The organism is Nitrospina sp. 32_T5 (genome assembly GCF_052156635.1).
Lineage (GTDB): Bacteria > Nitrospinota > Nitrospinia > Nitrospinales > Nitrospinaceae > Nitrospina.
On sequence record NZ_JBQKUO010000001.1, the window covers coordinates 19,917 to 46,464 of the forward strand.

Annotated in this window: 28 protein-coding genes; 11 read left to right on the forward strand and 17 right to left on the reverse strand. The window is 58.2% G+C overall.

The genetic code is table 11. From position 1 onward, the window contains the following. Positions 1 to 204 precede the first annotated feature (204 nt). Positions 205 to 774: a hypothetical protein gene (locus ACTRW9_RS00075; protein ID WP_442427833.1), complete on the reverse strand. Its 570-nt coding sequence runs from the start codon at positions 772 to 774 to the stop codon at positions 205 to 207. 211 nt (positions 775 to 985) lie between these two features. Here ACTRW9_RS00075 and ACTRW9_RS00080 point away from each other — a divergent pair, with 211 nt between their 5' ends. After that, positions 986 to 1,177, forward strand: a complete 192-nt coding sequence (locus ACTRW9_RS00080) for a hypothetical protein (protein WP_442427834.1) — start codon at positions 986 to 988, stop codon at positions 1,175 to 1,177. Between the two features lie 15 nt (positions 1,178 to 1,192). On the opposite strand, the gene ACTRW9_RS00085 is transcribed toward ACTRW9_RS00080, so the two are convergent. From ACTRW9_RS00085 to ACTRW9_RS00100, 4 genes are all read right to left on the reverse strand, one after another. After that, a complete protein-coding gene (locus ACTRW9_RS00085) occupies positions 1,193 to 1,729 on the reverse strand; it encodes a nuclease-related domain-containing protein (RefSeq protein ID WP_442427835.1) in 537 nt (178 codons plus the stop codon). 12 nt (positions 1,730 to 1,741) lie between these two features. After that, entirely contained in the window at positions 1,742 to 2,047 is a 306-nt protein-coding gene (locus tag ACTRW9_RS00090; protein ID WP_442427836.1) for a hypothetical protein, read from the reverse strand. 75 nt (positions 2,048 to 2,122) lie between these two features. Continuing rightward, positions 2,123 to 3,802, reverse strand: coding sequence for an FAD-binding protein (locus ACTRW9_RS00095; RefSeq protein WP_442427837.1), 1,680 nt, complete (start codon positions 3,800 to 3,802; stop codon positions 2,123 to 2,125). Then, positions 3,799 to 4,512 carry a 4Fe-4S dicluster domain-containing protein gene (locus ACTRW9_RS00100; protein WP_442427838.1) on the reverse strand — a complete coding sequence of 238 codons (714 nt, stop codon included), beginning with the start codon at positions 4,510 to 4,512 and terminating at the stop codon, positions 3,799 to 3,801. The genes ACTRW9_RS00095 and ACTRW9_RS00100 overlap by 4 nt, the downstream gene beginning before the upstream one ends. Before the next feature lie 199 nt (positions 4,513 to 4,711). Here ACTRW9_RS00100 and ACTRW9_RS00105 point away from each other — a divergent pair, with 199 nt between their 5' ends. From ACTRW9_RS00105 to ruvB, 4 genes are read left to right on the forward strand one after another with little or no spacing between them, the layout of a single operon-like run. After that, positions 4,712 to 5,467, forward strand: a complete 756-nt coding sequence (locus tag ACTRW9_RS00105; RefSeq protein WP_442426365.1) for a YebC/PmpR family DNA-binding transcriptional regulator — start codon at positions 4,712 to 4,714, stop codon at positions 5,465 to 5,467. 58 nt (positions 5,468 to 5,525) lie between these two features. Beyond that, the gene (gene ruvC, locus ACTRW9_RS00110; RefSeq protein ID WP_442427839.1) at positions 5,526 to 6,035 is read left to right on the forward strand and encodes a crossover junction endodeoxyribonuclease RuvC; all 510 of its coding nucleotides are present in this window, start codon (positions 5,526 to 5,528) and stop codon (positions 6,033 to 6,035) included. 4 nt (positions 6,036 to 6,039) lie between these two features. Continuing rightward, on the forward strand, positions 6,040 to 6,636 hold the full coding sequence (gene ruvA, locus ACTRW9_RS00115) for a Holliday junction branch migration protein RuvA (RefSeq protein WP_442427840.1): 597 nt from the start codon (positions 6,040 to 6,042) through the stop codon (positions 6,634 to 6,636). Between the two features lie 10 nt (positions 6,637 to 6,646). Beyond that, complete coding sequence (gene ruvB, locus ACTRW9_RS00120; protein ID WP_442428481.1) at positions 6,647 to 7,687, forward strand: Holliday junction branch migration DNA helicase RuvB; 1,041 nt, start codon at positions 6,647 to 6,649, stop codon at positions 7,685 to 7,687. A gap of 37 nt (positions 7,688 to 7,724) precedes the next feature. Here the strand turns inward: ruvB and ACTRW9_RS00125 are convergent, their stop codons facing one another. Next, positions 7,725 to 8,579, reverse strand: coding sequence for a PHP domain-containing protein (locus tag ACTRW9_RS00125; RefSeq protein WP_442427841.1), 855 nt, complete (start codon positions 8,577 to 8,579; stop codon positions 7,725 to 7,727). A gap of 204 nt (positions 8,580 to 8,783) precedes the next feature. On the opposite strand from ACTRW9_RS00125, the gene ACTRW9_RS00130 reads away from it, so the two are divergent. From ACTRW9_RS00130 to ACTRW9_RS00145, 4 genes are all read left to right on the forward strand, one after another. Continuing rightward, positions 8,784 to 10,133: a multiheme c-type cytochrome gene (locus tag ACTRW9_RS00130; protein ID WP_442427842.1), complete on the forward strand. Its 1,350-nt coding sequence runs from the start codon at positions 8,784 to 8,786 to the stop codon at positions 10,131 to 10,133. 77 nt (positions 10,134 to 10,210) lie between these two features. Continuing rightward, entirely contained in the window at positions 10,211 to 10,834 is a 624-nt protein-coding gene (locus ACTRW9_RS00135; protein WP_442427843.1) for a DsbA family protein, read from the forward strand. A 7-nt stretch (positions 10,835 to 10,841) separates the two neighbouring features. Continuing rightward, a complete protein-coding gene (locus ACTRW9_RS00140; protein WP_442427844.1) occupies positions 10,842 to 12,437 on the forward strand; it encodes a S41 family peptidase in 1,596 nt (531 codons plus the stop codon). A 53-nt stretch (positions 12,438 to 12,490) separates the two neighbouring features. Further along, complete coding sequence (locus tag ACTRW9_RS00145; protein ID WP_442426373.1) at positions 12,491 to 12,736, forward strand: hypothetical protein; 246 nt, start codon at positions 12,491 to 12,493, stop codon at positions 12,734 to 12,736. 98 nt (positions 12,737 to 12,834) lie between these two features. Here ACTRW9_RS00145 and ACTRW9_RS00150 read toward each other — a convergent pair whose 3' ends face one another. The 9 genes from ACTRW9_RS00150 to ACTRW9_RS00190 all read right to left on the reverse strand — a co-directional run bounded on the left by ACTRW9_RS00150 (position 12,835) and on the right by ACTRW9_RS00190 (position 22,507). Beyond that, the gene (locus ACTRW9_RS00150; RefSeq protein WP_442426374.1) at positions 12,835 to 13,095 is read right to left on the reverse strand and encodes a MoaD/ThiS family protein; all 261 of its coding nucleotides are present in this window, start codon (positions 13,093 to 13,095) and stop codon (positions 12,835 to 12,837) included. 45 nt (positions 13,096 to 13,140) lie between these two features. After that, positions 13,141 to 14,343, reverse strand: coding sequence for a WD40/YVTN/BNR-like repeat-containing protein (locus ACTRW9_RS00155; RefSeq protein WP_442427845.1), 1,203 nt, complete (start codon positions 14,341 to 14,343; stop codon positions 13,141 to 13,143). A gap of 29 nt (positions 14,344 to 14,372) precedes the next feature. Next, positions 14,373 to 14,945: a hypothetical protein gene (locus ACTRW9_RS00160; RefSeq protein ID WP_442427846.1), complete on the reverse strand. Its 573-nt coding sequence runs from the start codon at positions 14,943 to 14,945 to the stop codon at positions 14,373 to 14,375. Positions 14,946 to 14,960: 15 nt separating this feature from the next. Then, positions 14,961 to 15,497 (reverse strand): hypothetical protein, encoded by a 537-nt coding sequence (locus ACTRW9_RS00165; RefSeq protein WP_442427847.1) that lies wholly within the window; start codon positions 15,495 to 15,497, stop codon positions 14,961 to 14,963. 99 nt (positions 15,498 to 15,596) lie between these two features. Then, complete coding sequence (locus tag ACTRW9_RS00170) at positions 15,597 to 16,934, reverse strand: NCS2 family permease (RefSeq protein ID WP_442427848.1); 1,338 nt, start codon at positions 16,932 to 16,934, stop codon at positions 15,597 to 15,599. Between the two features lie 78 nt (positions 16,935 to 17,012). After that, positions 17,013 to 19,646 (reverse strand): CBS domain-containing protein, encoded by a 2,634-nt coding sequence (locus ACTRW9_RS00175; RefSeq protein ID WP_442427849.1) that lies wholly within the window; start codon positions 19,644 to 19,646, stop codon positions 17,013 to 17,015. Positions 19,647 to 19,697: 51 nt separating this feature from the next. Beyond that, a complete protein-coding gene (locus ACTRW9_RS00180) occupies positions 19,698 to 20,168 on the reverse strand; it encodes a protein-disulfide reductase DsbD domain-containing protein (protein ID WP_442427850.1) in 471 nt (156 codons plus the stop codon). Positions 20,169 to 20,306: 138 nt separating this feature from the next. Next, on the reverse strand, positions 20,307 to 21,302 hold the full coding sequence (locus ACTRW9_RS00185; protein WP_442427851.1) for a DsbA family protein: 996 nt from the start codon (positions 21,300 to 21,302) through the stop codon (positions 20,307 to 20,309). 293 nt (positions 21,303 to 21,595) lie between these two features. Beyond that, positions 21,596 to 22,507 carry an Mrp/NBP35 family ATP-binding protein gene (locus tag ACTRW9_RS00190; RefSeq protein ID WP_442426381.1) on the reverse strand — a complete coding sequence of 304 codons (912 nt, stop codon included), beginning with the start codon at positions 22,505 to 22,507 and terminating at the stop codon, positions 21,596 to 21,598. Between the two features lie 436 nt (positions 22,508 to 22,943). On the opposite strand from ACTRW9_RS00190, the gene ACTRW9_RS00195 reads away from it, so the two are divergent. Further along, complete coding sequence (locus tag ACTRW9_RS00195) at positions 22,944 to 23,360, forward strand: DUF4399 domain-containing protein (protein WP_442426382.1); 417 nt, start codon at positions 22,944 to 22,946, stop codon at positions 23,358 to 23,360. A gap of 190 nt (positions 23,361 to 23,550) precedes the next feature. Then, positions 23,551 to 24,915: a tetratricopeptide repeat protein gene (locus ACTRW9_RS00200; RefSeq protein WP_442427852.1), complete on the forward strand. Its 1,365-nt coding sequence runs from the start codon at positions 23,551 to 23,553 to the stop codon at positions 24,913 to 24,915. Between the two features lie 9 nt (positions 24,916 to 24,924). Here the strand turns inward: ACTRW9_RS00200 and ACTRW9_RS00205 are convergent, their stop codons facing one another. Both ACTRW9_RS00205 and ACTRW9_RS00210 read right to left on the reverse strand, forming a co-directional pair. After that, positions 24,925 to 25,845, reverse strand: a complete 921-nt coding sequence (locus ACTRW9_RS00205; RefSeq protein WP_442427853.1) for a M28 family peptidase — start codon at positions 25,843 to 25,845, stop codon at positions 24,925 to 24,927. A 14-nt stretch (positions 25,846 to 25,859) separates the two neighbouring features. After that, a complete protein-coding gene (locus ACTRW9_RS00210) occupies positions 25,860 to 26,291 on the reverse strand; it encodes an NUDIX domain-containing protein (protein ID WP_442427854.1) in 432 nt (143 codons plus the stop codon). Between the last annotated feature and the right edge of the window lie 257 nt (positions 26,292 to 26,548).

Below are 26,548 nucleotides of genomic sequence, written 5' to 3' on the forward strand. Positions count from 1 at the left end.
AGTGGACGCCCGGGATACGTCCCTTGTATAACGTCCCTGCCTTTTATACGAAAAAACAAATATTTGAACCGGTGGGACCCAATCGGTGCCAGAAGTGTTGCTTCTATCAAATCCATAAAAATTTGTCAAACTTTTCACAGGAAAGCCAACGGACCGACCAAAGCGTTAAAACGGGCCCCGTCGGTTTGCAGAAGCTCCGGCAAATTAATAAAAAGGCATCCCCTTTTCCTTCTCCCCGGTCAGTTCCACGTACAGCGCGTGGAACTCCGGGGTGGTCAGCTTGGGATCGCGCAACTGCTCCAGTTGTTCGGGGGTGATCTTGGTCTCGGATTTGGCGTCCCAGGCGGAAGTGGCCACGGCCACGTAATGCGGCGGATTCAGGCGCTGGAAGATGAGGCCGTCGATGTTGTCATTGTACTTCAGGGCGAACTCGATGGCCCAGCGGGCGTCTTCCGCGCTGAGACCGCCACCGATGGCGATGTTGGTCGGCGGATGCCCGCCGCGCGGCCGCCAGAACTGGATGGTGTGGCCCAGCACCTTGATGTGTTTGTCCTTGAGCACCTGCCACAACTGCTTTTTGTTCTTCTTGTGCTTGAACTCCAGCCAGATCTCCATGGTGCAGATGGTGGTTTTTTCGATGGGACAGTTCTTGGGCGCCCCGCCTTTATAAAACTTGCTGCCGGTTTTGAAATCGTCCCCCGCCCACGCCGGGCCAGCCAGGGCCGACAGGATCAATCCACAGGTAATCCAACACCACGTCCAACGCATCTTCATAATGCTCGTTCCTTCAAAATCCAGTCTGTAAATAATTTTATGAAAAGGAATTGTATCCCAAGGCCCGGCCCCGTCCAAGGTCCGGATGCTGCCCCCGGCCAAAAAACATGGCTTTTTTTATATTTCCGACAAAAAAACCCTCAAGTTTTCTCACAACCTGCCGTAAAGCAGAGATAAGGGAAGATTTTATCCACATCCAAGGACTCGCATTATGGTTGATTCCATAAGCACCTCAACTGCCGCCAGTGACGCGCCACAAGCGGTACAGACTTCCACAGAGGCATTGAAACTGGCCCTCAAAGCCTCGGAAGCACAAACGCAATCCCTGCTCAACCTGCTGAACCTCACGGTCAGCGGTTCCCAGGGGTCTTCAACGGGAAGCCTGATCGACCTCATCGTCTGAATTCCGTCCCAATCTTCACCGTCCGCCGAACCACGTCAGCACCGACTCCTGCTGTTCCTCACTCAAAACCTCGTGCCGTGCCTTTCGGATGGCAGGCAGTAATTGCCGTCCGGTGACCACCTCTCCGTCCGGAATCCCTTCCAGTTTCGCATTCGGGAACACCACCAGCGACGCGATGGGCAGATCGCCCAGCTTGTTTTCAATGTGGTTGATGGCCTGCCGGTTGCGCCACAGCGGGTTGTAAATGAGCCCGCCGCCCATGCCGCGAACTTCCCATTCGCGCTGACCCGCCTGCACACGCACACGGCCGGAATCGTTACGCTCATTGATGACAAACAGGCCGTACGGCGATACCACCAGGTAATCGATTTGAATGATGCCGTCCGGGGTGGGCACGGTGGCATTCTCGATGATTTTATATTCGTTGCCGAGTTGCCTCAGGACCGATACCACATTGGGGCCGGGCACAAGGGTCCCCTTGCCTTTTTTAAGAAAAAACCAGATTCCGCCTCCCACCAGCAATAAAACGAGAAGCGTTGAGATGGGTTCCATGCGTTTCCGGGTTTATTGATTGATGTCGCGCATGAGGCGGGCGAGTTCGTCCAACTGCGCTTCCACTTTCGGCGGCGTGGCAGGATGAAACACGTTCGCCCCCGCCGGTTCGGGAAACAGGGCAGCCAGCTTTGGGTTCGCGTCCAGTCGGCTCCAGCGCGTGCCGTCGAGGGAAAACTCGTCGTCGCGGCGCAGTTTGCCCTGGCGGATGGCCACCGCCAGCGCCCGCGTCGGCACGTTGCGCCACTGCCTGCGACCGCGGCGTACGGTGACACGCTTTACAGGGTGATTGGATGCGGATGATTCGGTGTCGGTCATGACGGGATCCGTTTCGGCTGGGCGGCGGGTGCGCCGCGGGGTTGAGGAATGCCAGCTAACTGGGTTGTCTTTTGATCACCGGCCCGCAAACGGGTCCGGGGGTTCCGAAAGGTTGAACGCGCCGCCTTGCGCCTTCGGTTCCGCCACCGCTTCGGGTGCGGGTGCGGCTTCGAACTTCAGGTTGGAAGCCAACGGATACAATTGCGGCGCCGTTCGGCCGTTCGCCTCGGGCAGATTCTGGAGCGCTTCGCGAAACCGGTTGAGCGCGGAGAGCGTCACACTGCTCCGTTCCGGCAGGCTGCTCTGCACGGATTCGGCGGCGCGCCTTCCGAACACAATGATATCAAGAAGCGAGTTGCCCATCAACCGGTTGGTGCCGTGCAGGCCGCCGGTCACCTCCCCCGCCGCCCACAGGCCGGGACGCTCGGTCCTGCATTGAGTGTCCACCTTGACGCCCCCGTTCTGGTAATGCAGCGTCGGGTAGATGAGCACCGGCTGGCGAACGGGGTCGATGCCGTACCGTTTGAACCGGTGAATGAGGCCGGGAAACTGCTTCGCCAGCGTGCCCTCGCCTTTCAACAGATCGATCATCGGAGTGTCCAGCCACACTCCCTGGCGCCCGTGCGGCGTGGTTACGGCCCGGCCTTCCGCCGCTTCTTTTATGATCGCCGCCGCCACCACGTCGCGGTAGGTGAGTTCGTTCACGAACCGCTCTCCGTTGGCGTTCAATATCTGCGCGCCGCTGGCGCGGATGGATTCGGTTACCAGTTGCCCCGCCAGCGCTTCCGGGTACGCCGCACCGGACGGATGGTACTGGTAACTTTCCAGGTGCACCAGCGAACAGCCCTGCCTGTAGGCGAGGATGAGTCCGTCGCCCGTCGCGCCCATGTGGTTGCTGGTGGGAAAATTCTGGAAACGCAACTGACCGCTGCCGCCGGTGGCGAGGATCACCGCCCTGGCCGACACGGTGGTGAGCTTTCCCGTCTCCGTGTTCCACAACACCGCACCGGTCACCTGGCCGTGGCCGTCGTCAACCAGTTCCACCGCCGCTTCGTTCTCGAGAAATTTCGTACCGCCGCCCATCACCGCGTCGCGCAGGACGCGCATGATCTCGAGCCCGGTGTAGTCGCGGCACGCCATCACCCTCGGCACGGAGGTGCCGCCGCCCGCCTTCAGGCGGAACAGGCCGTTGTCTCCGGGATCGAACAGCACGCCGAGCTGTACCAGCCACTGGATGCTGGGGGGACCGGATTCGCACAGAATTTTGAGAAGGTCAGGGTCGTTCTTGCCGTGACCGCCGACATACGCGTCGGCAAAATGGCGTTGGGGGGAGTCGTCGGGACCGAGCGCCGCCTGGATGCCGCCCTCGGCCATGACCGTGTTGGAATCACCCAGCCGGAGTTTCGTTGCGAGGTGCACGGTGAGCCCGGAGTTTTCAAGTCCCAGTGCCGCCGCCACACCCGCACCGCCGCCACCGATGATCAGCACATCGGTCTCGATGTCCACCTTCGGTGCAAAATCCGCGGGCAGGGGGCTGTCCGATTCCAACAATGCCGCGAGCTCCAAAGGAAACTCACCGCTGTTGGCATTGGGCCCCACCTTGACCCGCCGTTCGGCGCCAACGTAATCCGGGTGATGGGCGCGGATCAATGCATTCGCATTGTCCTCGCTCAAATCCGGAAGGTTTTCGTCCTTGCGCGCGGCGCGGGTTCGGTTGACGTGTTCGATCGATTCCGCCGCCCAGTCGAAGGTCATGCCGGCCTCCCGTTCCTGCGAATTTCTTTGGCGCGTTCCAACCGTTCCCCGGGATCGGCGTTCATCAGGTAATCCCACTCCGCCTGTCCGTCGTCCTGTTGCAGTGACGCGATTTTTTCTTCCAGCGCCGATGGGTCGCCGCTCATGCCGAGGGAGCGCCGCACCCAGATTCCCATGTTGTGTGGTTTCACCTTGTCCTCACACACCGCACGGCACAGGCCGCAGTGGATGCAGGTTGTGAAGTCTTCCGCCACCTGGTCGAACTCGCCTTTCTGCATACGCAGGACCGATTCCATCACCGGGATCGACATCGGACACGCCACGGTGCAACTGCCGCACTTGGTGCAGCGGTCGAGGGTTGGGTACGCGGCGCGCAGGTCGTCAGCCGTCGCGCCGGCTTTCGGTTCCACCGGCGGGATGGCATCCACCGCGAAGGGGAACACCTGCATGCCGTCCTGAACCGGACACATGCAGGCCAGTTCCGTACGGCTGGGTTGACCGTCGGGCAGGCGCACCGTCACCGTGCAGGCGCCGCAGACGCCGCCGACACATCCCGTACGCACAAGTTTTCCCTGGCCCGCATTCCACAGGGCGTGCACGATGGTCGCCCCGGCCCGCGCCTGGATCGGATCGCGTCCGTTCCACAGGATCTCGACGGTTTTGGTTTTCGGGGCCTCGGGTCCGGCTTTATCCTGAGTGCGATCGTCCATATCAGAACTCACAAACGTTTTAGTTACACCATGTTATACCCAATCTTCCGGTGTGCGCAACCGCGCCACGGTAACGGCATTCGCGTTCCATTGCAATGCGAAACCTCCAGCCATTTTCCGACTCGACCTTTATTTGCCGAGTTTTTGAATTTGTGCTATTTTAGCCGGGAAGAGTCAATTCATTCAGGAAGTTAAGCACATGTCCGGTCATTCCAAGTGGTCCACCATCAAGCACAAGAAGGGTGCCGCCGATGCCAAGCGCGGCAAAATCTTCACCAAACTGATTAAAGAAATCACCGTCGCCGCGCGTCTCGGCGGGGGCGATCCCAACGCCAACCCGCGCCTGCGCACCGCCATCGCCGCGGCCAAAGAGCAGAACATGCCGCAGGACAACATCAACCGCGCCATCAAGAAAGGCACGGGCGAGCTGGAAGGCACGAGTTACGAAGAAATCACTTATGAGGGATACGGTCCCGGCGGCGTCGCCATCCTCATCGAGGTCATGACCGACAACAAAAACCGCACCGTCGGGGAAATCCGCGCCATGCTTGGAAAAAACGGCGGCAACATGGGCGAGAACGGATGCGTCAACTGGATCTTCGAGAAAAAGGGATTGATCCTCGTCAAAAGCGACGCGATGGATGAAGACACGATGATGGAACTGGCGCTGGAAGCCGGGGCGGACGACATGCAGAACACCGGCGAGCAGTATGAGATCACCACCTCCATGGAAAACTTCGAGACCGTGCACCAGGCGCTGAAAGACAAAAACGTTCCGACCGAATTCGCGGAGATCACCGCCATCCCGCAGAACACCGTGCCGGTGGACGAACAGAACGGACGCGCGGTCCTGAAACTCATGGACCTGCTAGACGACCACGATGACGTGCAGAAAGCCTATTCCAATTTCGACATCCCGGAAGAGGTGATGGCCGCCATCGACGAAAGCGCTTGACCGCCCGGACCTCTCCTCCCGGCGCGGAACGGAAACTCAACCTACGGGGAAACCACTCATGCGTGTTCTCGGCATCGACCCCGGCAGCAACTGCACCGGATACGGCATCGTCGAGTCAGACCGCAACACCCTGAAAAGCATCCACTGGGGAAGCATCAAGTCGAAAAGCCGCACCCCCTTTCCCGAACGGTTGAAAGCCATATACGACGACCTCACGCGCGTCATCGACGAGTACAAGCCGGAGGTCGTCGCCATCGAAGACCTGTTTTTTGCGGTCAACGCCCAGTCCACCATCAAACTCGGACAGACGCGCGGCGTGGCCCTGCTTGCGGCGGTCAACGCCAGCCTGACGGTCGCCGAATACACGCCGCTCGAAGTGAAGCTGTCCATCGTCGGTTACGGTCGCGCCGACAAAAACCAGGTGCGGGACATGGTCACCACCCTGCTCCGCTTGAAAAGCAAACCCGAGCCGTTGGACGCCTCGGACGCACTGGCGGTGGCCATCTGCCACCTGCACAACCACGGAACCTCCAACCGGTTGAAAGAAGCCCTGTCCTCCAGGAGATGAAACCATGATCGCGCATTTGAACGGCACCCTCGCCCGCAAGACGCCCGTTTCCGTGATCGTCGACGTGCACGGAGTCGGCTACGAAGCCTTCGTTTCGCTCAACAATTACTACGAAATGCCGGAGACGGGACAGCCCGTCACCCTGCTCATCCACAGCTACCACAAGGAAGACACGTTCAAGCTTTACGGCTTCCTTCGCGAGGAGGAGAAACAGATTTTTGAAACGCTCATCGGCATCAACAAGGTGGGACCGAAGCTGGCGCTCGCCATCCTTTCCGGCATGCCGGTGGACGAGCTGCTGGACGCCATCGCCAAAAACGACGTGGCCCGCATCAGCACCGTGCCGGGGGTGGGACGCAAAACCGCCGAGCGGCTGGTGCTGGAATTGAAAGACAAGCTGGCAAAGATGGACAAGGTGTCAGGCGAATCGCCGGCCACGGGCACGACGCACCGTCTGCTGGAAGACGCGCTCTCGGCGCTCATCAACCTCGGTTACAAAAAAAGCGACGCGGAAAAAGCGTTGAAACAGGTCTGGGAGGAACAGGCGGACACCCCGGCGCTCGAAACCCTCATCAAGGAAAGCCTCAACCGCCTGGCCTGACCTCATGCCCATGGAACCCGACCGCGAGAATCCCGAAACCCGTTACACGCTGGACACGCAGGAGGCGCAGTTCGAAACCAGCCTGCGCCCGCGCACGTTCGCGGAATACATCGGGCAGGACAAGGTGAAGGAGAACCTCGCCATCTTCCTGTCCGCCGCCAAGATGCGCGGCGAGACGCTCGACCACGTGCTGTTCTACGGCCCGCCGGGACTGGGCAAGACGACGCTCGCCAACATCATCGCTTCGGAGATGAGGGCCGCGCTGACCAGCACGTCGGGTCCGGTCATCGAGAAGTCCGGCGACCTGGCGGCGCTCCTCACCAACCTGCAGGAAGGCGACCTGCTGTTCATCGACGAAATCCACCGCCTGCCGCGCATCATTGAAGAGATCCTGTATCCGGCGATGGAGGACTTCAAACTCGACATCATGATCGGCCAGGGCCCGAGCGCCCGCTCAATCAAACTCGACCTGCCACCGTTCACCCTGATCGGCGCGACGACGCGGGCGGGTCTTCTGACCTCGCCCCTGCGCGACCGCTTCGGCGTGGTGCACCGGCTCGATTACTACACGCCGCAAGACCTGGAAAAAATCGTTCACCGCTCGGCGGAAATCTTGAAAGTGGACATGACGGAAGACGGCGGGCGCGAGGTGGCGCAACGATCGCGCGGCACGCCGCGCATCGCCAACCGTCTGCTCCGCCGCGTGCGCGACTACGCGCAGGTGAAGGGCGACGGCGTCATCACCCGCCCCATCGCCGAGCAGGCGCTGGCCATGATGGAAGTGGACCGCATCGGCCTCGACAAGATGGACCACAAACTGTTGCTCACCATGATCGAGAAATTCAAGGGCGGGCCGGTGGGCATCGACAGCCTGGCCGCATCGATCAATGAAGAGAGGGATACCATCGAGGACGTGTACGAACCGTTTCTCATCCAGTGCGGCCTCCTGCACCGCACCCCGCGCGGCCGCGTGGTGACCGATGCCGCGTTCCACCACTTCGGCCTCACGCCGTCGTCCACCAGCGACACACCACAAAAACCGCTGTTCTGATTTATCGGAAATTTTTTATTGAAGGTTGTGCGGGCAATCAGCCCCAGGCCTGGCGGAACCGGTCGAGAAAGGCCGGTTCCATCTTCGTCGTGCCCAGCAGGTCGGGCGTCTGGTGCGTGTTGAAGCCGTGGAAGTCGCGGCTACCGGTGGCGATCATGCCGTGGTCTTCCGCCAGCTTGAGGAAGAAATCCACTTTGCCGGTCTTTTCGTGGTAGGGATAGATCGCCTCCAGACCCATCAGTCCCATCGCTTTCAATTCCTCGAGCCGCGGCGGGATGTCGTCGAAACCGATGCCCTTGTCCGGGCGGTGAAGCGCGTAGGTACGCTCCCCCGGATGCGCGATGACCGGCACGCCGCCGCTTTCGCGCATGAGTTTCAATGCTTCATCGACGTGGATGTTTTCGCGCTGGACGTTGTACTGCACGAGGTATTTTTCGAACGCTTCTCCGGTGTGCTTCACGATGCCGAGGCGCACCATCTCGCGGGCGAGATGCGGCCGGGCCAGCACACCCTCCGCCGCCTTCTGCACGTTCTCGAAGGTGATCTGTCCCTGAAAGCGGTCCGGCACCACGCTGTTCAGCTTGTCAATCATGGTGCGCATGCGTTCCTCGCGTTGCGCTTTCATGGTCTCAACGCGGTCCCACAACGCGCTCCGAATGCTGGCCAGGTCCTTGAAATATCCGAGCACGTGCAGCTGCAGGTCACCATACTTGACGGTCATCTCGATCCCCGGAAACACAATCAATCCCGCCTTGTCTCCAGCGTCAATGAATTCCGGAATTCCGGAGAAAGTATCGTGGTCGGTGAGCGACAGAATGGAGACGCCGTTGTTGCGGGCGATGTCCACCAGTCTCGTGGGCGAGAATTCGCCGTCGGAGTAGTTGCTATGCATGTGAATTTCGAACTTTTCGGTCATGAAGTGCCTGTGATGAGTATGATTTCATGGTACCGCGTTTGGAAGCGGGGTCCAAATAAACCTCGGCGGGGTGGCGATGGTCGCTTTAAATAAGATGCAGGAGTGCGCTGAGAGGTTTGCCTTGGAGCCGGAATTCCGATACATTTAACCCATTGATCCCTTTATGGAAACACCCTGCGCATGCTGATGAGAATAGCATTGTCTTTCATTTTGGCCGGGTTGGGCTGGGCGCTCGCCGCCTGTTCGCCCCTGCCGGAGTCCCATGCGGCGTCCGGAAATCCGCAGATGGAAACCCCGCCACGGGAAGTGCTGATCGTTTTTTCCGGCAACACGCTGGGCGAGTTGAAACCCTGCGGTTGTGCGAAAGAAGAGGACCAGGGCGGCATCGAACGCAGGATGGGTTACTTGAAAAACGTGGTTCCGGAGGGAGATGATCTCCTGTTTGTCGATCTCGGCGACAACTTCAAGGAATCCACCCGGCAGGGCCGCATCAAGGCACGCTACCTGATGGCCGCCATGTCCCGCATGGGTTACGACGCAGTGACTCTGGGCGACCGCGACCTGCTTTACGGCAACGAGTTCCTGAAAAAGCAGGAGGGCATTCCGTGGCTCGTCTCCAACATGCAGATCGAGGGCATGGACCTAAAACGGTATCGAATCAAAAATTTTTATACTGGCTTGCGGGTGGCGGTGCTCGCCGTGGCCGACCCGGACCTGTTCTACGTCTCCGGCCATAGCCAAATCACCATGCAGGACCCGGCGAAAGCGGTGAGCGAACTCTTGAAGGAGATCGAACAGGGAGGACCACCCGACCTCGTCGTCCTCCTCACCCATATGAAGCGCAAGAAGGCATTGGGGTTGCTCGATCTTGACGGCGTCGATGTCGTCATCAACGGCCACATCGAGGACGAGTCGGACCAGATCGACATGCAATCGGTGCAAAAGAACGGCAAGATTTTCGCGCAGGCCGCGCCTTTGGGCCAGAAAATGGGGGAATTGCGCGTCACGGTGGACGGCGGCAATAAAACCTATAAGCACCGCATGGTGCGACTGGACTCGAAAATCCCGGACGATGCCGAAATGACCGCCCTGCACGACGAGTACAACCAGGAAATCGAGGCCCTGTTCTTCGAAACACTGAAAGCCAAGCGCGCGAAAGACCGCACGCAGGTGTACGCCACGGAATCCACGTGCAAAACCTGCCATGCCGACACGCATGAAACGTGGTCGGGTTCGCGCCACGCCCACGCTTACGCCACGTTGAAAGAGGTCAACAAGTCGTTCGATCCCGAATGCCTGAAATGCCACACCACGGGGTTTGAAAAGCCCGGCGGGTTCATCAGCGAAATCGACACGCCGGAATTGAAAAACGTGCAGTGCGAAATGTGTCACGGTGCACGGCTGGATCACAGCCGGGCCCCGCAGGGGAAGTTCGCCGAAGAGGCGCGCGGGGCCTGCTCGCAATGCCACGTGCCGAAGCACAGCCCCAACTTCAACTACGAAACCTACTGGCCGAAAATCCGCCATTAAGAAATTTTAACGGTCCCCGTTCGGGCCGTTTGCTACTATAATTGATAGACCGATTTCACGCGTACATGGAGTATTCAATGAAACGATTCATCCCGCTTCTCATCCTGGTTGCCAGCTTCATCGCCACACCGGCTTTGGCCGACGGACCGAACATCGCCGGACATTACAAGATCATCGGCGACCTGAAAAACCTGGAAAACATCAAGCAGATCGAAATCATGGAGTTTTTCAATTACTCCTGCGGCCACTGTTACGGATTCCTGGAAGAATCCAAACGCCTGCACAAACAGTTCAAAGGTCAGCTGCTGCACAAGAAGCAACCGATCTACTGGGGCCAGCAGACCCCCTACCCCGCAATGGCGTTCTACATCGCCGACGAGCAGGGCATGGAGGAAAAGTTCACCCAAACGATGTTTGACACCAATTTTCAGCTGGGTGTGAATGTTTTCCAGCCGCGGGTGATCAGCATGCTGTCTCAGGATTTCGGCATGCAGCAGGCCATGACCGAGGGAATGAAATCCCCGCGCATCCGCAACAAGGTGCAACAGTCCCTGCAGCGGGCACAGGAGTTCGGCGTGGATGAGACGCCGACCATCATCATCAACGAAACGTTGAAAGTGACGCCCAGCCTTTCAGGCGGCGATGTGAAAAAGATGACGGACAACCTGATCGTGATTTTCAACGACCTTCTGAAACAGTGATGGCACAATGAAAACGGGCAAACGGACAGGCATCGGCAAATGGCTGGGCGTTCTGGGCGCGCTGGCGTTGAGCCTCGCCCTGATCGCACCGTGGAATCCCGCACCGGGCCCGTCTCCCCTGCCCACCTCCGCCCACGCGGGATTTTTCGATGACGACCTGGAAGTTTTCGAGGAGGTGCTGGACCTCGTGGCGGGCAATTACGTGTACCCGCCCGACTACAAAACCCTGTTCGAATCCAGCATTCAGGGCATGATCGCCAAAGCACCGGAGAAAACCCTGACCGTGACCAACGTGTACTCCGGGCATGTGTTGAAGCACAACAACACCCGCCTGAGCTATCGTCTCAGCTTCAGCCGTCATGAAAATATGGGGGCGTTCCGGTCCGTTTACTACTTTCTCGCCAACGAATACCAGGGCAAGCTGAAGAAAAAGGACATCGAGCAGGCGGCCATCATCGGGCTCATGAGTTCCCTCGACCCCTACTCCCTGTACATGGACAAAAGCGATTTCGAGCGGTCGATGCGCGACACGGAGGGCCAATACGGTGGCGTGGGCATGGTGATCACCATGCAGGACCTCAAACTCACGGTCGTGCGGACGCTCAAGAATTCGCCCGCCGAGCGCGCAGGCATTCTGCCTAAGGACGTCATCAGCCAGGTGGACGGGCAGACCGTGGAAGGCATGCAGATCAACGAACTGGCCGAGCGCCTGCGCGGATACCCCAACACCAAAGTGCAGATCCAGGTTTTCCGACCGTCCACCAGTTCCACGAAGGAAATCACCCTGACGCGCGAAATCATCTCCATCGAAACGGTGGAATACAAAAATATGGGCGACGGGGTCGGCTACCTGTCGATCAACAGTTTTTCAAAGCAGACCAACGACCAGTTGCAGGTGGCGTTGAACCAGGCCCTGGAAGAAGGGGTCACCGCCTTCATCATGGACCTGCGGAACAATCCCGGCGGCCTGCTCAGCCAGTCGGTCAAGGTAGCCAGTCACTTCCTGAACAAGGGGGAATTGATCGTCTACACCCGGGGCCGCGACCGCAACGACATGCAGACCTACCAGGCCTTGTATAAAAACACGCTGACGCACCTGCCGCTCGTGGTGCTCATCAACAAGCAGAGCGCCAGCGCATCGGAGATCGTTGCGGGCTCGCTGAAGGACTCCGGCAAGGCGCTCATCCTGGGTGAAAATTCTTACGGCAAGGGATCGGTGCAGACCATTTTCCGCATGAGCGACGGTTCCGGCCTGCGCCTGACCACGTCCAAGTACTACACGCCGTCGGGCATCGACATCAACCAGCACGGGATCACGCCGGAAATCATCGTCGAAAAGGACCTTCCTGAAAGCGACCAGGCAAATGGCCAACGCGAGCCCAAAGGGCCCATGAAGGAGCCCGGCCAGCGTGCCCGGGATCTGGCGACGCACTTCAAGGAAGCCGAATTGATTGACTATCTCAAGCAAAAAGGCTATACCATCACCGGTTCCACCGATCCCCTCGTGGAGTTTGCCAAACTGGTGGTCCGCGATATCCAGCACCCCTCGAAAAGCCACGCTCTGGCCAAGGCGAGGGAGCTGGCCAACGACATTCATTACTGACATCAAACCTGTTTCTCAATCAACGTGTTTGTTCCAGGGAGTGATCAAAGAGAATGAACATCATCAATATCGATTTTGAAAAAGGGATCGTGCAAAGCGATTTCAAAACGTGGACCATCGTGTCCAACGACAACAATCAGTACCTGCTCCTGCAACGGGAGGAGAACGGCCGTTATCACGTCGCGGAAGCCGATGTGATGAAGAAGCATCTCTGGGAAGTGAAGGAAATCAACTACCGCGACCCGGAAGGCGGCACCTTCGTCTTCGACGAAGATTCAGGCATCACCCACATTGCCTGACACACCGGCCTGTTCGGGGCCGGGTTCTCATTGAAAATATTGTAAGGAAGGGTGGTGCCAGGCTGGAGGGGCTCAGTCCCCAGCTGCCGCTCGACGGATCAGCCCCCGCTGAGCGCCTGCACGATGTCGATGGCGTCGGCGGGTTGGAGCGGCCGGTTCAAGTCGAACTCCTGCTCGCCGTTGACGAAGAACCGGATGTGCGGGCGCATCCGGTCCTGCTCGTCCACCACCCGAAACCGAAGTCCGGGGAACCGGCGGTCGAGATCGTTCAGGACCTCGGCCAGAGTCGCGCCCCTGGCTTCGACCACGTCCTTGTGGTTCGTGTACGAGAAAAGCGGGCTGGGAATCCGCACCCTCATGGTTTTGCCTCGTTTAAAAGTGGAGAGGGACGCCGGTTCGGCCCGTCAACCCGCCTCCGCCACTTCCACGGAATAGATTTCCGGCAGGTGGCGCGCCATGCAGGTCCATTTGTTTCCCTCGTCGCGGCTCATCCACAACTCACCACTGGTGGTCCCGACATACAAACCGACCGGGTCCGCGTGGTCCCCGGTCATCGCCTGCCGCTTCACCGTCCACCAGGCCTGGCTTTCCGGAAAACCGTTATCGAGGCGTTTCCAGGTTTTGCCCCCGTTGCTGGTGACGTAAGCGCAGGGTCTGCCCTCCACCGCGGTTCGCGGCCAGACGGTGGCGCCATCCATCGGAAACACCCATGCGGTGTTGTCATCCCGCGGGTGCACCACCATGGGAAATCCGATGTCGCCCACCTTCTTCGGCATTTTTTTACCGATGCGTTCCCAGGTTTTCGAGGGACGGTCCAGGCGGTAAATGCCGCAGTGGTTCTGCTGGTAAAGACGATCGGGATTGCTCGGGCACAGGCGCACACAATGCGGGTCGTGAAACATGGGATCACTGCGGTCGAATCCATCGACCACATCCAGTCCATCTATCAACGCCTCCCAGGTTCTGCCACCATCCAACGATTCGTGCACGCCGCCGCTGGACATGGCGAAGTAGAAATGGTCCGGGTCGCGCGGGTCGATGAGGATGGAGTGCAGTTTGGGTCCGTCGGGCGTGCCGTCCTGTACGCTCCCCATCCAGCGCAGAAACTGCGGATCGTCGTTGATACTGGAAAACGGCTCCCAGGTCTTGCCGGAATCTTCCGTGCGGAACAGGCCCTGCGGCGAGGTGCCCGCGTACCACACACCGGGCTGGCTGGCATGCCCCGGTTGCAACCAGAAGGTGTGATCGACGGAGCGGCCGTTATCGGATTTGGCAAATGCCGGCGGCCGGGCCGCCTCTTCCCATTTGCGTCCCAGATTGGTGGAGCGGAATACCGTCGGTCCGAGGTGACCCGTGCTCGCGGCCACAAGCAGGGTCCTGCCGTCGCGCGGGTCGAGCACCATGTGGTTTATGATCTGGCCGAGGAAGTGAGGTCCACTCAATTTCCAGGTCCTGCGTTTGGTGTCACCGTGATACAGCCAGGCTCCCTTGCGGGTCCCGACCAGCACAACCAGCTTGTTCGATTCGCGAGACCGGGACGCTTTCTTTTTGCTGGTTGCAGACGTGGCTTTGCGGACCGCTTTTTTTTGCGAAGTGGTGCGTGCCATTCAACAGCCTCCTCCATGAAAAGGCGGAATCAGAACAGCTTCAGCGACTTGAGGTGGCCGAGTTTTTTTTGAAGTGTGTCTTTAGTGGTGTCGGCAAGGAAGTTGCCGCGCAAATCGAGTTTTTTCAATTTGGGAAAGCTCTGCGATTCGGCCAGCGCCAGCGCGCCCTCGTCGCGGATTTCATTGAAGCTGAGACCGAGGTTTTCGAGCTTCGGCATGTTTTTGGATGAAGCGAGCGCCACCGTTCCCTTGTCCAAAAGGTAATTGTGCCGCAATTCGAGTTTCTTGACATTGGCCAGCGCCGGGGATTGGGCCAGGATAGCCGCGCCGCGTTCGGAGATTTCGTTGTAGCGTAGATCCAGCTTGGTGACTTTTTTGAGGAAATCCTTTTCGAGAAGAAGGGCCAGCCCCTTGTCGCCGATCTTCTTGCCATTCAACTTCAGGGTGCGTCCTCCGCCGGACAACCCTTCCTTGAACACCTTCTCGTAATCGATTTCCTCTTTCGAGAACACGTCCTCCCGATCGAAGAACTGTGCCTGGGTAACCGGACTGAACCCAAGAACCAGTAAAAACGCAAACAGCAGAATCGGCCAGCGCTTCATGGAGCCTCCCCCCGGTCAATCGTCGTCTTCGTCTTCATCCTCATCGTCGTCGTCAAACGCAAAATCGGAAAGGTCGTCCACATGGAGGTGGCACAGGCGGGTGCGGCACCGGGCCTTCTTGAGCGCCTCGATCCCTTCCTTGCGGATTCGATTGGCCGTGATGAACAGGTGCGTGACCTTGGTCAGAGTCTCCGACTCGGCAATGGCAATGGCGCCCTCGTCCTCGATCAAATTGCCGTAAAGCCCCAGCTTCTTGAGCTTGACGAAATGAGGTGAAGTGGCAATGGCTCTCACCCCGTCGTCGCTGATGACGTTGCCGTACAACTCCAGTTCGCGCAGGTTCTTGAAGTGCTCGCATTCCGCGAGAACCCGTGCACCTTCGTCGCTGATGTCGTTGTTCGGAAGGCGCAGGGTGCGCAGCTTGCCGCGCTTCAATTGCGATGATTCGACCAGCTGCTCAACGCCTTTGTCGCCAATGTGGTAATTGCTGAGGTCGAGAGTCCGTTTGTCCGGACTCAGAAACTGCTTGATCAGGTATTCAACGCTTGCCAAGTGGGGCCTTTCCTTTCCAGATTCGCGTTCAGCGTGGTTTGTTGCTTAAAACGGCTCCAAGTATATCACAAGTCCGGCAGCCAAAAACCGCCCTCCCCTTTATACGGTGAAGTAGCGCAGGAGGAACATGACGGCGATCACATACATGATCCAGTGCACCTGTCGGGCCTTGCCGCAGGCCACCTTGATTACGGGGTAGAGAATGAATCCCAGCGCCATGCCGTCGGCGATGCTGTAGGTCAACGGCATGCCGATCATGATGAGGAACGCAGGCAGGGCCTCGTCCCAGGATTTCCAGTCGATGCGCGTGACGTTCCCCGCCATCATGGCGCCGACAATGACGAGCACCGGCGCGGTGATGGGATAGAGAATGGTATCGTGGTCGAGGTGGTAGCCGCCACCGATCATTTTCGCCAGCGGCGCAAGGAACAGGGCGAGCAGAAAGAGGAGTGCCGTCACCACGCTGGCAAGGCCCGTCCGTCCGCCCTCGGCGACGCCCGCCGCGCTTTCGATGTAGCAGGTGACGGTGGTGGTGCCCAGCACCGATCCCGCCGTGGTGGCCACCGAGTCCGGCCACAACGCGCGGTTGACGCGCGGCAGACGCCCGTCTTTCAAAAACCCGCCCTGGTGACCCACCCCCACCAGCGTGCCCGCGGTGTCGAACAGGTCGACGAACAGGAACACCGCGGCGATGGTGAGCAGTCCCAGGTCCAGCGCACCCCGTATGTCCAACTGCAACAGCGTCGGCGCCAGATCCGGCGGCAGGGATACCACGCCGTGGAATTCCACCAGGCCAGACGGCAGGGCGGCAAGCGTCATCACTCCCATGCCGATCAGGATGGCGCCCTTGATTTTTCTCTGGAGCAGGATTCCAATCAATCCCACCCCCGCCACGGTGAACATGGCAGGCAATGAATTCAAGGGGGCCAGTTGCACCAGGGTGCCGGGGTGCGCCATGACGATCCCGCCCTGTACGAAGCCGATGAAGGCGATGAACAGGCCGATCCCCACGGAAATGCCGACCTTGATGTCGTTGGGCAGGCTGTTGATGATGACTTCACGGAAGCGGAGTACGGTGAGCAGGATCAACCCGACACCGGACAGGAACACCGCGCCCATCGCCACCTGCCACGGGATGCCCTGCCCCATGACGACGGTGTAGGTGAAATAAAAATTGATGCCCATTCCGGGCGCGAGCGCGATGGGGTAATTGGCGCCGAGACCCATGATGAGGCACCCCAGCGCCGCGGCCAGGCACGTCGCAGTCATCACCGCGCCGAAGTCCATGCCCGCCTGCGCCATCACCGCCGGTTGCACGAAAATGATGTACGACGCGGTGAGGAACGTCACCGTCCCGGCGCGCATTTCGGTGAGCGGCGTACTGCCCTGCTCACTGATGCGGAAACGACGGTCGAGGAATGCAAGCCATCGGCTCATCGATGAAGTCTCAGGCTACGGTGGGATGGGATCATGAACATCCAAATTGAAAAGGCGTGGGTGGGCAAGAGCCGGGTCTCAATTCAAAAACTCTTTTTCGACCAGCGCCACCTCGTCGTCCCGGTTGCGCACCTGTCCGTTGATGCGCGCGTCGCGGAGCGTCTTGAACACGGTCTTGAAAACAGGACCCGGCCGGATGCCCATCTGGATCAGGTCATCGCCGGTGAGCGACAGCGTCGCCGACGGATTGTACTGCGTGAAGTACATGAGAACGTGCTTGTTGATACGATCGCTGTTGGACACCGCCATCATGAGCAGGATGGCTTCCGTGGACATCTCCGAAAGCAGGTTGTAGATCTCACTCGGATCGAACTTGCGCCGCCGTTTGAGGGTCTTGAGGACCGATTCACAGCTGGCAAGATCCCCCTTCATCCGCGTCTTGATTTTTGCCGGCAGGCTGAGCCGCGTGGCAAGCTGGTTGAGGTCGGCATTTTTCATGCCGTACAACGCACCCAGAAAATACACGAATCCAACATCCGGCCGTTCCACCAGTTTGATGACATTGGACAATGCGAATATTTCCTCGATGCGCTCCAGGATCTGAATGTTCCTGCTGTTTTTCATCATTCGGGGATGGATGACCTGCAACAGCCCCAGCTCTTTCATGCGGGCGAAGCAGCGGATCGGTTTTTTCTCTTCCAGCATACGCATGAGTTCGTTGTGCAAACGCGTGCCGCTCAGTTTGTGCACGATTTTTTTCGCCACCGCGCGCTTGAGAAACGACTCGGTCTGCTTGCCGATGGTGAACCCGAGCCGCTGTTCGAACCGCACGGCGCGGAACGCACGGCAGGGGTCCTCAACGAAACTCAGGTTGTGGAGCACGCGCACCACCCCGTCCTTGAGGTCCTTCTGACCGTTGAAGTAATCGATCAGCGTGAATGCATCCTTGCCGTTCAGCTTGATTGCCAGCGCATTGAACGTAAAATCGCGGCGAAACAGGTCGGACTTGATCGAGCTCATCTCCACCGTCGGCAGGGCGGCGGGATGCGTGTAATATTCCATGCGAGCGGTGGCGACATCGATTTTGAACCCGTCGGAAAAAATGACTACCGACGTGCCGAACTTTTCATGAGCCACCACGCGGGCTTCATATTCCTTCCCCAGTTTGCGGGCGAACTGCATGCCGTCCCCTTCCACCACGATATCGAGGTCGAGGTTTTCGATGCGCAGGAGCAAATCGCGAACGAAGCCACCCACGCCGTACACCGAAACGCCCATGTCGTCCGCCAGTTGCGAAACCTCATGGAGGCGCGTCATGACGGACTTTGGAAGCCGCTCCCGGAGCAGGCTTTTGACGTTTTTGACATAAAGGTCGCCTTGATCGAGCAACGCTGCGTAGGGCTCCGGAGCGTAGCGCCCCATGTCCTGATGCAGGAGGCGCAGAAGATCGCCGCGGCTGACGATGCCCATCATGTGGCCCGTTTTGGGATGCACCACCGGCACCACCTTCTGCTTGGCCTCGATGATGCTGGGAACCACCGTCTTGAAATATGCGTCGGGAGTCGTTACCGCAAACTCGTGCGCCATGAAGTCCTCCACCCGTTCCCGCCCCAGCTTGTGATGAATGGCCTTTTCCACCACCTGGCGCGTTATCAGCCCCACCGGTTTTTTGTTGGACAGCACCGGAAGCGTGCTGAGGTTGAACCGCGTCATGGTACGTTCCACCTCGGTGATGCTCTGCTTCGCCTGAACGGAGACCACGGGCGAATGCATGACATGCTGGATGCGGTTGAGTGGTTCGACTTTTTCATGAAGGACGGACACAAGCTGTTCCCGGGTCTGGATGAGTGTGCGGTCCGAGGTGCTGGCCGAGGCCGCATTCGGGTGCCCCCCACCGCCCAGTTCCCTCAGGATGCGCCCCACGTTCACTTCTTCCGTGCGGCTTCTCCCGATGACGTACACGCGGTTGTCCAGGCACACCAGCGCAAAGAGCACATTGAGGTTTTCCAGTTCCAGCAGCCGCGACACGACCACAGCCAGGTCCCCGATGTAATATTCCACCGTTGCCTGCGCGAGCGCGATCTGGACCCCGTTGTAAGTGCCCACTTCCAAACTTTGACTCAGGGTCTTCATCACATCCCGTTGCTCCTGGTTCAGCCGCGCCTCAACGAATTCCGAAACGGCCTGCAGGTCTGCGCCCAGCTTCACCATCTGCCCGACCGCGTAAAAATCTTCCGGCGTGGTGGACGAGGACACCAGCGAGTGCGTGTCCTGGTAGATACCGAGGATCATGAGCGTCGCTTCAAATTCCGTCAGCTCGATGCCCCTTTCGGCCAGTTCTTCGCACAGGATGGTGGCGGACGAACCGCGTTTGCGCACCACCGCCTTGTCGGCATGCAGAGGTTTCGCCATATCGAGGTGGTGGTCGTAGACGTGGACTTCGACGTCTTTTCTACCGAGGAGGGCTTTGAAGGGGCCGATGCGGTTTGCATCCTGCGTGTCGACCACGATCAGGCGCGTGACCCGGTCGAGGTCGACATCCTTCGCGCGCGTGAACTGGAAGGGATTGCCAAACGCGCGCAGATAGTCCTGCACGGGGTTCTCGACCGAAGACGAGAACACCATATGTGCGCCGGGATACAGTTTCTGGGTGGCAACCATCGCCGCCACACAGTCAAAGTCCGCGCTGATATGCGTGGTGATGATTTCCATGGGGCGGCCGTGACCGAAAACAAAAGAACCCGGGTCGGGTCCGGGGTTTCGTCATTCTTTCGCTTTCACTATAACATGAAACGTAAACGGACGGTCCTGAGGAAGGGCGCAGACCTTGTTGTCACAAATGCGGTAGGTGATCGTGCCCTGCACCACATGCGTTCCGGTTGCGAGGCCCTCCGGTACCGAAAGCACACGGGAAAACTCGGCGCGGTGGCTGTGCACCTTCACCCAGCGCCCAAGGGCCTCATCCTTGACCAGCGTGGGCGGCGTTTCCGCCCAGTCCCCAACTGCATCAAATGAACTTTGCTTGATCTTGAGGCGTGTGGCGACCGTCGGATCTTCTCCGTTGGCCTGCATGGAATAGAAATGCCAGCCTTTCTTCGGCACAGCCACGACAAAAATTTTAAATGTTTCCCCGGGCTGCACCACGTCCTTTTCCGCCATGGCGTGGATGTCGATCTGGATCTGCTCGGCCCGGTCTTTTAAAAATTCCTGGACGGGTTTGAATCCGCAAAGCATCAGCAGGCAAACGGCGCAGAAAATCGAAACCGCGCAAGGAATTCGAATTCTAGGGAGGGGTTCATCTGAGTTTTGGAATTGAGAGCGCATCGTGAACGTCGGGGTCGCCGTGCACCCGGGAAGACGGACGAATGAGTGTTAGTTTTTAGAGAGCTGGATGTATTTTTCGATGGTGCGGACAAATTGCTCGCTGGACACGGCGCCGGAAAACATCTCGCCGTGGATGGTGGATTCGGTGAAATTGTATGTACCAATGATGAAGGTGGGCGTCCCCTGAATGCCGATTTCAATACCCTGTCGGAAATCCCGTTCCACCCGGTCCCGGAAACGGCCTTCCATCATGCAGGCCTTGAAGTCTTTCAGATTGTCCACACCCACATCCTGTGCCGTGCGGATCAAGGCATCTTCACTCTTGAACGCCTGCGGATCCTTGTATACCGCCGACTGATATTCCCAGAAACGGCCCTGTGCCCGCGCGCATTCCACCGCTTCGGCTATGGCGAAGGCTTCCTTGTGCAGGGGAAAGTGACGGTAGCCGAACTGAACCGTGTCGCCATACGTCTGGCGCAGGTGGTTCAGCGTCGTCTGCACTTTTTTGCAAAACGGGCACAGAAAGTCCGAATACTCCATGAGGAACACTTTCCGCGGCTCCTTTTGATCGGGTTTGAACCACAGCATGGCCGTGCCGATGCCCGCCACCAGTTTGAAGTCGTTTGGCGCTTCGAAGTAATCCTTCACCCATCCCTTGTTCACGGCAAACTCGTAACGCTGATTCAACTCTTTCAGATACGCATCCTGACGCAGGCGTTCCACATAATTGCGGATCATGTTCTGCACCGCGGAGGAGTTCAGGCCTTCGAGATCATCCAATCCCATCTCTTCCTGGTACATGCGGATGATGTCTTCGCGATTGATTCGTGCCGCGCGGATTTCCAGAATCTCGGGATGCTCGTCCTGCAGCAGCTCGATGGTTTTCTGCTTGAGCAGTATGCTCTGCATGCTGTGCAGGCGTTGCATCATGTCCTGAATCTGCGGATTTTTAAGATCGTCGAGGTGGATGTCGTGTTCACCCACTTCAGCAACCCGGGGGTTGTTGTGAAAGTTGGGAACGTCGGGCTGGGTTTCTTCAGCCATCGGACCGTGAGTCCAGAACAGAACCAGAATCCATGGAAGGGCGAGAACCAACGAAATTTTTACTGAAGGGCGCATATCATTTCTTGAATCAATTGCAGGGGAAGGAGATGAATCTGGAAGGTCCGTCCCCATAACGTGAACCTCCGTCTGTTATTCATTATCCATCAATCGCAAGAGCAATCGCAAATGGATTGTCGGCTTACTTTTTTCGCCCGGTACCGAAAAAAAGCGGATAAAACAAAACAGGGGCCGAAGCCCCTGTTTCGAATTCACATCTTATGGTATCGCGGATTTCAACTGGCTTTCAAGGCATCTTCTGGGTTGAGGAACTTGTGCGTGTTTTCCGCCAGGTTGAGAAACGCCTTGGTGACTTTCGAGTCCGGCTTGGCGAGAACGATGGGGTCACCGGTATCGGAACGCTCCGCCACTTCGCCATCCAGTGGAATGCTTCCCAGATAGGGCAGGACGAGTTCCTCCGCCAGTTTCTGGCCGCCTCCCTTGCGGAACACATCCACCTCGCCTTCGCAGTGCGGGCAGACCAGGGTGCTCATGTTCTCGATGATGCCGACGATGGGCACGTTGCTGTCGCGGGCGAACGAAATCATCTTGCGCGCGTCGAGCAGGGCCAGGTCCTGCGGGGTGGTGACGACCACGCATCCATCCACTTCGCCGATGAAGTCGATGATGGTGATCTGTTCGTTTCCGGTACCCGGCGGCAGGTCGATCAGCAGGTAGTCCAGTTCGCCCCAGTTGATGTTGCCCAGCAGTTCAATGATGAAATCGTATTTCACCGCGTCCCGCCAGGCGATGTGCATGTTGGGGTCTTCGATCAGGAAACCGAGCGAGGCCACCTTGAGACCGTTCTTGGTTTCGTAAGGCGAAATGCCGTCGTCGTGAGCCCGCAGGCGGACGGATTCGGCATTGATCAGTTTCGGGATGTTGGGTCCGTGCAGGTCGGCATCGGCCAGGCCCACCTTGAATCCTTTTTCCGCCAGCGCGATGGCGAGGTTGGTGGTCACCGTGCTTTTGCCCACTCCCCCCTTGTTGCTGCCAACGATGATCTTGTATTTGATCGCGTTCATCCGGTCGTTGACCAGCCATCGGTTGTGCTCGTTGTGATCCGCCTTGCAATCGTTGTCGTTGTTGTACTCACACATCTCGCAGGTGTGAAGCAGGCGGCACTCTCCGGTTACGGGTAATTCCATTAAAACCTCCCAAACGTATGGACGGGCGGGGAGCGGGGCTCCCTGCGCGGGAAAACGTCTCAAAACATTGAATTATTCTGAAAGTATATAATCTTTTTGGAAACAGGAAAAGAGATAAAACCGGGACCGTTTGGGAATTATGATAAGCCCATCCCGTTTTTTTCTGGTCAATTCCGGCAATCTTTGGAATGATTACGAAACCATTTGAGTTGATTTTGATCTAAATGCAGACATACGGGTTGAATCCCAACCCGGAAAATCCCCACTCCCGGGGGTTTTCACCATTCCACACAACTCTTTTGGTATTTCATTTGCCGAACATTCGGCCGGATCGGCATCCGGGGGGGAAAGCCAGCCGTCACGGCGGGTTTCAGCCGGGCCGATCCTGCAATCACAATCGCCAATAGACTTGGTAGATAGAAAAGGAGAGGATTAAATGAGCAAGCTGTTTTTCAAGTTGCATGTCACGTTGCTGAGCCTTCTGGTCCTGACGGCGGGCACCGCCCTGGCGGGAACCCGCGCCATCGCCATCAGCGAGCCGTCCAACGGCGCCACGGTGCAGAACCCGGTAAAGGTGTGCCTGGTCACGCACAACGTCACCGTGGAACCCGCCAAAAAGGGGGTCAATGAAGGCAAAGGGCATCACCACATTCTGGTGGATACCGACCTTCCCAAAGACCTGAGCCAGCCCATCGGCAAGGACGCCCAGCACATCCATATGGGTGATGGTTCCACCTGCAAGGAGATCCGCCTGGAGCCGGGCATGCATGTCATCCGGGGCTTGTTCGCCCAGGGAAATCATGTCCCGTACAATCCTCCGATCACCGCGACGGTGATTGTCAACGTTCAGTAACACCTCCACCCCCATGCCCGCCACCCCACCTGGGGTTGCGGTGCCTGGGGGTGTTTTGTTTCTGCTCCCTTCCTCCTGAAATCGGTTGTAATCGCTATTCCCAGCCGATACAATTTATTCATTCAAGTTGGGTTTTCAAACCTTTAGTCAGCCATCAAACGCCGCTCACCCAGCGGCAGACCGGTCTTCTATGCGTTCTTTTTCCCGACCCGTTTCATTCCTGCTCACGGCATGTTTCGCGGTATTGCTATGCCTGTCCACCGTGGCGCCAACCGCTGCGCACGAGGTCAATCGCAATGCCATCGTCATGTTGATTGCCAAAAACCAACAGGGCGAAACGGTGTCCACGGGGAGTGGGTTCATTGTGCGGCCGGACGGCACCGTGCTCACCAATTACCATGTTCTCATCGATGCGGCCAGCATGAGCGCGGTGTTCCCGGATGGAACCCAGGTGACCGTGAAAGGGGTGCTGAACGTGGACCGTCTGCGCGATGTGGCGGCGCTGAAACTGGAAGGCGACCTGTATTCCACCCTGGAGATCGGCAATTCCAACAGCCTGAAAACCTTCGATTACCTGAGCGCCCTGGGATACCCTTCGCATGCGGTGGAAATGGTGGAGCAGGGACTGCACGGGGTCCTGGTGCAAACCTACGGCTTTGTACTGGGCGTGCATCCGCAGGCCCTTCCGGATCACCCCTTCATTTATGCCACCACCCCGTTTGAGCCCGGGTTCAGTGGCGGACCGGTGGTGAACCGGGACAACCAGGTGGTCGGCATCGCCACGCTGGAAGGCCGTGCGCTCAATCTCGCCGTGCCCATCGACTTCGTCAAACCCTTCCTGCAGGACAACCGGCTTCTGAGTTTCGATGAATTGCGCGAGCGCGACAAGAACACCAAGGAGGTGTTGTATTACCGGGGCAATTTCACCCTGTACGCGCTGGGCGATGCGGAAGCGGCCATCGGCCTGTTTGAAAAAACGTTGAAGATCGATCCCGGTTTCGTGCCCGCCCGTTATGATCTCGCCGTGGCGTATCGCGGGCTGGGGCAGATGGATGCCGCCATTGCCGAATACGAAAAAGCGCTCAAACTCAATCCGCGGTTTCCGGAAGCGCTGTCCAACCTGGGCGGTCAGTATTTCCGCCGGGGGGACGTGAACAAGGCCATCGAAAAATTCCGCGAAGCCATCCACATCCACCCGAACTTCATTCAGGCCCTATCCAATCTGGGGGCGGCGCTCAACAAAAAAGAGCGTTACGAGGAAGCGGTGCCGTTTCTCAAGCGCGCCTTGTCGCTGGACCCGGAATTCGGTGTCGCGCACTTCAACCTCGGTAACGCCTATTTTGGTCTCGGTCAATGGGACAAGGCCATCGGGGCGTATCACACCGCCGTGGGCATGGGTGTCGATTTCCTCTCTCTCCACTGGAGCCTGCACGACATCCATTCCAGACAGGGCGACAAAGAGAAAGCCAGGCGCGAATTGCGCATCATCCTGCAGATCGATCCGCAGAACGAAGACGCCCGCAACAAGCTGGAAGCCCTCGACTCCCGGCCCTGAGCCCACGCTTCACACCCGCCTGACCGTTTCCAATACCACCCGGAACACCGCCAGCATGCTGTCCGCGGAACATTTGTCCAGCGTGTCCTCCAGGGTATGCCAGTGCGGGTAATCGAAATCGATCAACAGCACGGAAGGAATTTTCATGTAGATGAAAGGCAGGTGATCGTCCCGTACGGAATAACGGAGCATGGGGACAAACTGGTCCACACCCAGTTCCCTGGCCGTGTCGAACACGAATTCAATGAAACTCGGGGAACTGCGGAAAGAATACTGCTCTTTAAAAATCTTGAGGTTTTTCTGCGCCACCATGTCCACAACGAGCACCCGCGCAGGCCAGGTGGATTTGTCTTCCTTTTTCAACTGCTCGGCGTAGTAGGTCGATCCCAGAAAATACTCATCGGACCCCCTCCGCCCCCAATCTTCTCCGTCGAAGAACACAAGCTTGACCGTGCGCTCCGGCGGGTTTTCATGAAAGTACTGCGCCATCGCCAAAAGAACCGCGGTTCCGGACCCGCCGTCGTTGGCCCCCACAATGGGCCGGGCTTCTTTTTGGGGATCGGATTCCTCGTCGGCAAAAGGACGTGTGTCGTAATGCGCACCCAACAGGATGGGCGGCTTGTCTCCCGTGCCCTTGAAGGTGAGTTCGTAATTGTAAAGCGGCAGTTCTTCCGCATAACCCACCCGCGCGACAAAAGCCTGCTCCTTCCATGAATCGGCATAGCGCTCCGCCAACTTCCTGATGTAGGCCCGGGTTTTGGCGTGCCCCTCGCTTCCGGGATAGCGGGGCCCGATTTCGCACAACGCCGTCAGGTGATCCCATAAAATGGGGCGGTATTTTTGAACGGGATCGGGTTCACCCGGAAGCCGGGCGGGCAGAATGGCCATTATCAGCATGAAAAATCCCCCCAACCATAGTGATCGCCGCATACCATGCCTCGGGATCAGGAAGGTTCGGGATCTGCCGGGTGGGAGGTACCCCAGCGGTTGGACAGGTAATCCCGCAGAATCTCCGCGTGGTCGAACGCCAATTCATCCGGAAGGCGGTCATGCGGAAACAAGGCGCAGTTTCGCGCGTCATCCGCGGCTTTGGGCTCCCCTGCCGCGCGGGCCAGGAATACCGTTGAAATGCAGTGCATGCGGGGATCGCGGTCTGGACGGGAATAGCTGTGGAACTGCCCCAGCAGGCGGACATCCAGCTGGATTTCCTCGCGGGCCTCACGGATGGCGGCGTTTTCCAATGACTCTCCGTAGTCGACGAATCCACCGGGCAGGGCCCACCCATGGGGCGGGTTTTTACGCTCAATCAGGACAATACCCCGGTTTTCGACTTCGATGATCAAATCCACCGCCACAGCTGGGTTTTTATAACTCATTGAAACTCGCAGCTATAAACAAACTTCCCGGCTCTCCAGAAAAATTTCGGCATATCGTAAAGAATGTTTCCGATCCGGGTCGTGCCTTGACAACCCTTTATAATACAGATATCTTAAATGAACAAAAGGGTTTTCTCCCAGCCCCTCAAAAAAAGCCCTTAAGTTTATTCACCGGATACCGATAATAATACTGCGGGGCAAAACAACACGCAGGCAGGCCCCGGAAAACAACTCAAAAATTCTGGAAAGCGCAGATT

Excerpts from the sequence above, each read along its gene's own strand:
- ACTRW9_RS00075 (WP_442427833.1), bottom strand. The coding sequence starts at position 774 with ATGAAGATGCGTTGGACGTGGTGTTGGATTACCTGTGGATTGATCCTG.
- ACTRW9_RS00080 (WP_442427834.1), top strand. The coding sequence starts at position 986 with ATGGTTGATTCCATAAGCACCTCAACTGCCGCCAGTGACGCGCCACAA.
- ACTRW9_RS00085 (WP_442427835.1), bottom strand. The coding sequence starts at position 1,729 with ATGGAACCCATCTCAACGCTTCTCGTTTTATTGCTGGTGGGAGGCGGA.
- ACTRW9_RS00090 (WP_442427836.1), bottom strand. The coding sequence starts at position 2,047 with ATGACCGACACCGAATCATCCGCATCCAATCACCCTGTAAAGCGTGTC.
- ACTRW9_RS00095 (WP_442427837.1), bottom strand. The coding sequence starts at position 3,802 with ATGACCTTCGACTGGGCGGCGGAATCGATCGAACACGTCAACCGAACC.
- ACTRW9_RS00100 (WP_442427838.1), bottom strand. The coding sequence starts at position 4,512 with ATGGACGATCGCACTCAGGATAAAGCCGGACCCGAGGCCCCGAAAACC.
- ACTRW9_RS00105 (WP_442426365.1), top strand. The coding sequence starts at position 4,712 with ATGTCCGGTCATTCCAAGTGGTCCACCATCAAGCACAAGAAGGGTGCC.
- ruvC (WP_442427839.1), top strand. The coding sequence starts at position 5,526 with ATGCGTGTTCTCGGCATCGACCCCGGCAGCAACTGCACCGGATACGGC.
- ruvA (WP_442427840.1), top strand. The coding sequence starts at position 6,040 with ATGATCGCGCATTTGAACGGCACCCTCGCCCGCAAGACGCCCGTTTCC.
- ruvB (WP_442428481.1), top strand. The coding sequence starts at position 6,647 with ATGGAACCCGACCGCGAGAATCCCGAAACCCGTTACACGCTGGACACG.
- ACTRW9_RS00125 (WP_442427841.1), bottom strand. The coding sequence starts at position 8,579 with ATGCATAGCAACTACTCCGACGGCGAATTCTCGCCCACGAGACTGGTG.
- ACTRW9_RS00130 (WP_442427842.1), top strand. The coding sequence starts at position 8,784 with ATGCTGATGAGAATAGCATTGTCTTTCATTTTGGCCGGGTTGGGCTGG.
- ACTRW9_RS00135 (WP_442427843.1), top strand. The coding sequence starts at position 10,211 with ATGAAACGATTCATCCCGCTTCTCATCCTGGTTGCCAGCTTCATCGCC.
- ACTRW9_RS00140 (WP_442427844.1), top strand. The coding sequence starts at position 10,842 with ATGAAAACGGGCAAACGGACAGGCATCGGCAAATGGCTGGGCGTTCTG.
- ACTRW9_RS00145 (WP_442426373.1), top strand. The coding sequence starts at position 12,491 with ATGAACATCATCAATATCGATTTTGAAAAAGGGATCGTGCAAAGCGAT.
- ACTRW9_RS00150 (WP_442426374.1), bottom strand. The coding sequence starts at position 13,095 with ATGAGGGTGCGGATTCCCAGCCCGCTTTTCTCGTACACGAACCACAAG.
- ACTRW9_RS00155 (WP_442427845.1), bottom strand. The coding sequence starts at position 14,343 with ATGGCACGCACCACTTCGCAAAAAAAAGCGGTCCGCAAAGCCACGTCT.
- ACTRW9_RS00160 (WP_442427846.1), bottom strand. The coding sequence starts at position 14,945 with ATGAAGCGCTGGCCGATTCTGCTGTTTGCGTTTTTACTGGTTCTTGGG.
- ACTRW9_RS00170 (WP_442427848.1), bottom strand. The coding sequence starts at position 16,934 with ATGAGCCGATGGCTTGCATTCCTCGACCGTCGTTTCCGCATCAGTGAG.
- ACTRW9_RS00175 (WP_442427849.1), bottom strand. The coding sequence starts at position 19,646 with ATGGAAATCATCACCACGCATATCAGCGCGGACTTTGACTGTGTGGCG.
- ACTRW9_RS00180 (WP_442427850.1), bottom strand. The coding sequence starts at position 20,168 with ATGCTTTGCGGATTCAAACCCGTCCAGGAATTTTTAAAAGACCGGGCC.
- ACTRW9_RS00185 (WP_442427851.1), bottom strand. The coding sequence starts at position 21,302 with ATGGCTGAAGAAACCCAGCCCGACGTTCCCAACTTTCACAACAACCCC.
- ACTRW9_RS00190 (WP_442426381.1), bottom strand. The coding sequence starts at position 22,507 with ATGGAATTACCCGTAACCGGAGAGTGCCGCCTGCTTCACACCTGCGAG.
- ACTRW9_RS00195 (WP_442426382.1), top strand. The coding sequence starts at position 22,944 with ATGAGCAAGCTGTTTTTCAAGTTGCATGTCACGTTGCTGAGCCTTCTG.
- ACTRW9_RS00200 (WP_442427852.1), top strand. The coding sequence starts at position 23,551 with ATGCGTTCTTTTTCCCGACCCGTTTCATTCCTGCTCACGGCATGTTTC.
- ACTRW9_RS00205 (WP_442427853.1), bottom strand. The coding sequence starts at position 25,845 with ATGCGGCGATCACTATGGTTGGGGGGATTTTTCATGCTGATAATGGCC.
- ACTRW9_RS00210 (WP_442427854.1), bottom strand. The coding sequence starts at position 26,291 with ATGAGTTATAAAAACCCAGCTGTGGCGGTGGATTTGATCATCGAAGTC.